Source organism: Hymenobacter profundi (genome assembly GCF_019334315.1).
GTDB classification, from domain to species: domain Bacteria; phylum Bacteroidota; class Bacteroidia; order Cytophagales; family Hymenobacteraceae; genus Hymenobacter; species Hymenobacter profundi.
Genome location: NZ_JAHWGL010000181.1, coordinates 1 through 3795 on the forward strand (window position 1 = coordinate 1; position 3795 = coordinate 3795).

General features: G+C 58.7%; 3 protein-coding genes. 1 reads left to right on the forward strand and 2 read right to left on the reverse strand.

The window, feature by feature from the left end; translation table 11 throughout:
• Positions 1-69: 69 nt before the first annotated feature.
• Entirely contained in the window at positions 70-1071 is a 1002-nt protein-coding gene (locus KYK14_RS21640) for a long-chain-fatty-acid--protein ligase (RefSeq protein ID WP_219161736.1), read from the reverse strand.
• 111 nt (positions 1072-1182) lie between these two features.
• Between KYK14_RS21640 and KYK14_RS21645 the strand changes: the two genes are divergently transcribed.
• Entirely contained in the window at positions 1183-1725 is a 543-nt protein-coding gene (locus tag KYK14_RS21645) for a hypothetical protein (RefSeq protein ID WP_219161737.1), read from the forward strand.
• Positions 1726-1878: 153 nt separating this feature from the next.
• Here the strand turns inward: KYK14_RS21645 and KYK14_RS21650 are convergent.
• Positions 1879-3795 (reverse strand): alpha-ketoacid dehydrogenase subunit alpha/beta (locus tag KYK14_RS21650; protein WP_219161738.1); only part of this gene is annotated, 1917 nt, incomplete at its 5' end.

The window sequence follows — 3795 nt, forward strand, 5'->3', positions numbered from 1 at the left end:
ATAAGGTCCTTCGACACTGGCTTGATGCGCCACATGCTCAGGATGACAAACTTTTTTTTATTACTAACCCTACGCCATCTGATTGCACCCGCGCACGTCGGAATTATCCATCCTACCCAGCACCTCAAACGAACCATCGGGGTGCATACGCGCCAGGTCTTTGGTTTCGATGAAGGCGCAACTGTCCACATTAGCGAGGTCGATGACGTTGAGGGCACCGTCGGGGCGGTCGTTGCTGACAGCAAACGGGTCGCTGGGGTCGCGCAGGAGGATGCGCAGCTGGGCGGGGGCGTGGAAGCGGCCGTCGCCGAAGCTGTAGGCTTGGCTCAGCAGTTCAGTCATGCCATACTCGGAGTGGATGCCACTGGGGCCGAAAGCTTGTTGCAGTTCCTGGTGCAGCTCTTCCCGAATCATCTCGCGGCGCCTACCCTTCATGCCGCCGGTTTCCAGCACGGTAAGGTCTTGCAACTCGGGCGCCGGGCCGTACTCGGCCGCCAGATCCAGCAGGGCGTAGCTCACACCGAAAAGCATGATGCGGCGGTTCGAGTCACGTTTCGCCTCTGCCAGGGTAGCAAGCAGGGCGGCGTGGTCGCGCAGGAAAAATGCCTCGTGCATCTGCCCCGAGCGGCGGGCAAAATCGTCAATCATGGCAACGAGCGACGAGTTGCCCTGCTCCAGGTAGGACGGCAGCAAGGCCAAAAACGTCCAGCTAGTAAGCGGACCGTAGTATTGCTCGAAGATGCGGGCGGCGTTGTCGCGGTAGAGTTGCGGGTCGCGGAGTTGGTGGCGGCTACGCTGTTGCAGGGTGGTGCCGCTGCTCAAGAATAGCTCCTGCCCTTCCCAGGCGTGCGACTCGGTGCGCACGTCGTGGGTTTTGAAGAATTCGATGGGTAGGAAGGGAATATCGGTGAGCTGCTGCACGGCCTGCGGGTCGCGGCCGAGCTGGGCCAAGTAGGTGGCGTAGGGCGGGCAGTGTACGGCCTGATAACGAAAGAGTGCAAGAGCGGTTTCTTCTGCCTGCTCTACCGTTAATTGAGGTAGGGCGCGCAGGTAGGTTTGCCGGAAACTCATTGGGGTAAGTTGGGGTTAGAAGCGTACAACAAACAAACGCCCGCTTCGTTGGGAAATTTGTACCTTGTTGCCATCTGAAACGTCTTTTTCGGGTCTTCTTAGCCGCCTCTTATGCTCACTATTCGTACGCTTGTGCTAGGAGCTTCCTTTTTGCTGGCCGGGGCTGGCGTGTCGTCGTGCCTTACCGCGCCCGACTACCCGGATACGCCCAGTATCGAGTTTGAAAATATCCGTTCGGAACGTGTTGTGGCGGATATTGGCAACTATGATACAGTGACGGTAACGGTATCTTTCCGGGATGGCGACGGCGACTTAGGCCTAGACAATTCAGAAACCAACGCGCCGTATAACCTTAATGACGCTAGCGGGCAGCCGAACAAATTCTATAATAACTACTTCTTTCAGCCGCAAATTCTGCGTGACGGAACATTCGTTGATTTTAACTTCACCGGTTCATTCCGGTACGACAGCCGCTTTCCTCGCATCCCTCCTATCGACCGCAACGAGCCAAAACGCGGCAATCTGAGCTTCGGTCTCCAGATTTTTCAGGGCACTTTCCCGGCCGGCTCCCAAGTGCGTTTCAAGGTTTCCATTGCCGACCGCGCCCTGAACGTAAGCAACGAAGTGATTACGGATCCGATTACGATTCAGTAGGCAATGCCGAAATCGGCCTCTCTAGAACGTCGTTTCGACCAGCGGGAGAAATCTCGCGTGCTCCGGTAATTACCTTCCGGACTCAGTACGCGAGATTTCTCCCGCTGGTCAAAACGACGTTTTGCTTTTCAGCCGTCAGCTGGTAACAGCACCCTAATAAATCGCCGGAAACTGCTTCGGGTTGGCTTCGTGCAGCAGTTCGTACACCGTATCAAACACGTCCTCGGCGTTAGGCTTGCTGAAGTAGTCGCCGTCGGAGCCGTAGGGTGGGCGGTGGGCCTGGGCCGAGAGGCAGCGCGGCTGGGCATCGAGGTAGCGGTAGGCTTGCTGCTGATCCAACACTTGCTGCATCATATACGAAGTAGCGCCGCTGGGCACGTCTTCGTCGGCAAATACCACGCGGCTGGTCTTGCGCACGCTGTCGGCAATGCTGTGCTGGGTGTCGAAGGGTAGCAGCGTCTGCACATCAATCACCTCCACCGAAATTCCTACCTCGGCTAGCTGCTGGGCCGCGTCCATCACAATGCGGCACATAGAACCGTAGGTTACCACCGTCACGTCGGTGCCTTCGCGCAGCACCTCGGGTATGCCCAAGGGTAGGGTAAACTCACCTACGTTGGTTGGAATCTGCTCTTTGAGGCGGTAGCCATTCAGGCACTCAATCACCAGGGCCGGCTCGTCGGAGCGAAGCAGGGTATTGTAGAAGCCTGCGGCCTGTGTCATGTTGCGCGGCACCAGCAGCTTCATCCCCCGAATAGCGCCCAAAATCATCTGTATGGGCGAGCCGGAGTGCCAGATGCCTTCCAGGCGGTGCCCGCGCGTGCGCACGATCAGGGGTGCTTTCTGGCCGCCTTTGGTGCGGTATTGCAGGCTGGCAAGGTCGTCGGAGAGAATCTGAATGGCGTAGAGTAAATAGTCGAGGTACTGCACCTCGGCAATGGGCCGCAGCCCGCGCAGAGCCGCGCCAATGCCTTGGCCCACAATCGTGCACTCGCGAATGCCCGTGTCCGTTACGCGCAACTCGCCAAACTTGGCCTGCAAGCCAGCAAAGGCTTGGTTTACATCGCCGATGCGGCCTACGTCTTCACCGATAGCAAAGATGGTAGGGTCGCGGCGGAAGTTGGCCTCGAAGCACGCTTGCAGCACCTCGCGGCCGTCTACGGGTGGGGCGTTGCGGGCAAACTCGGCGGGCACTTCCTCAATATTAGGCGTGGCCTGCTCACTCTGGCTGTTCAGGTAGGAGTTGTAGCGGTCGGCGTTGTCGGCTTCGGCTTGCTCCAACCAGTTCAGCAGGTCGCGGCGGGCGGCGCTACGCTGGCCGCGCACTTGGCGCAGCACCCGGCGCACCGTACGTACCATATCGGCCCGGATGGGCGCCGGGTTGAATTGCAGCCCCGACACCATTTCGCGCAGCTCATTCTCGGTGTTGGTTTCGAGCAGGAGTACGTCAAGAAGTTTCACGGCCTCGTCGCGCTCCTGCTTGATGGGATTGAAGAAGGCGTTCCAGGAAGCGGTGCGCGCCTGCTTCACAGTTTCTCTAGCTTCATTTTCCAGCTGGTCCAGTTCGGCTTCGGAGGCGTGGCCTTCTACCAGCAGCCACTCGCGCATTTTGCGCAGGCAGTCGTGCTCCTCTTCCCAGCCCAGGCGCTCCTGGCTCTTATACCGCTCGTGCGAGCCGCTGGTACTATGGCCCTGGGGCTGCGTCACCTCCGTGACGTGGATGAGCACGGGCACGTGCTGCGTGCGGCATACCTCGGCGGCGCGCTGGTAGGTATCAATGAGGGCGGGGTAGTCCCAGCCTTTCACCACAAAAATCTCGAAGCCGTCTTGGCCTTCACCATCGCGCTGAAAACCAGCTAGAATAGCCGAAATACTCTGTTTGGTAGTCTGATACTCGGCCGGCACCGAAATGCCGTAGTGGTCGTCCCACACCGATACCAGCATCGGAATCTGCAACACGCCGGCCGCGTTGATGGCCTCAAAAAACACGCCCTCCGAGGTGCTGGCGTTGCCGATGGTGCCAAAGGCTACCTCGTTGCCCTTATTAGAAAACTGCGTGAATTGGTGTAG

Coding starts and splice junctions, on each gene's coding strand:
- KYK14_RS21640 (WP_219161736.1), bottom strand. CDS start 1,071: ATGAGTTTCCGGCAAACCTACCTGCGCGCCCTACCTCAATTAACGGTA.
- KYK14_RS21645 (WP_219161737.1), top strand. CDS start 1,183: ATGCTCACTATTCGTACGCTTGTGCTAGGAGCTTCCTTTTTGCTGGCC.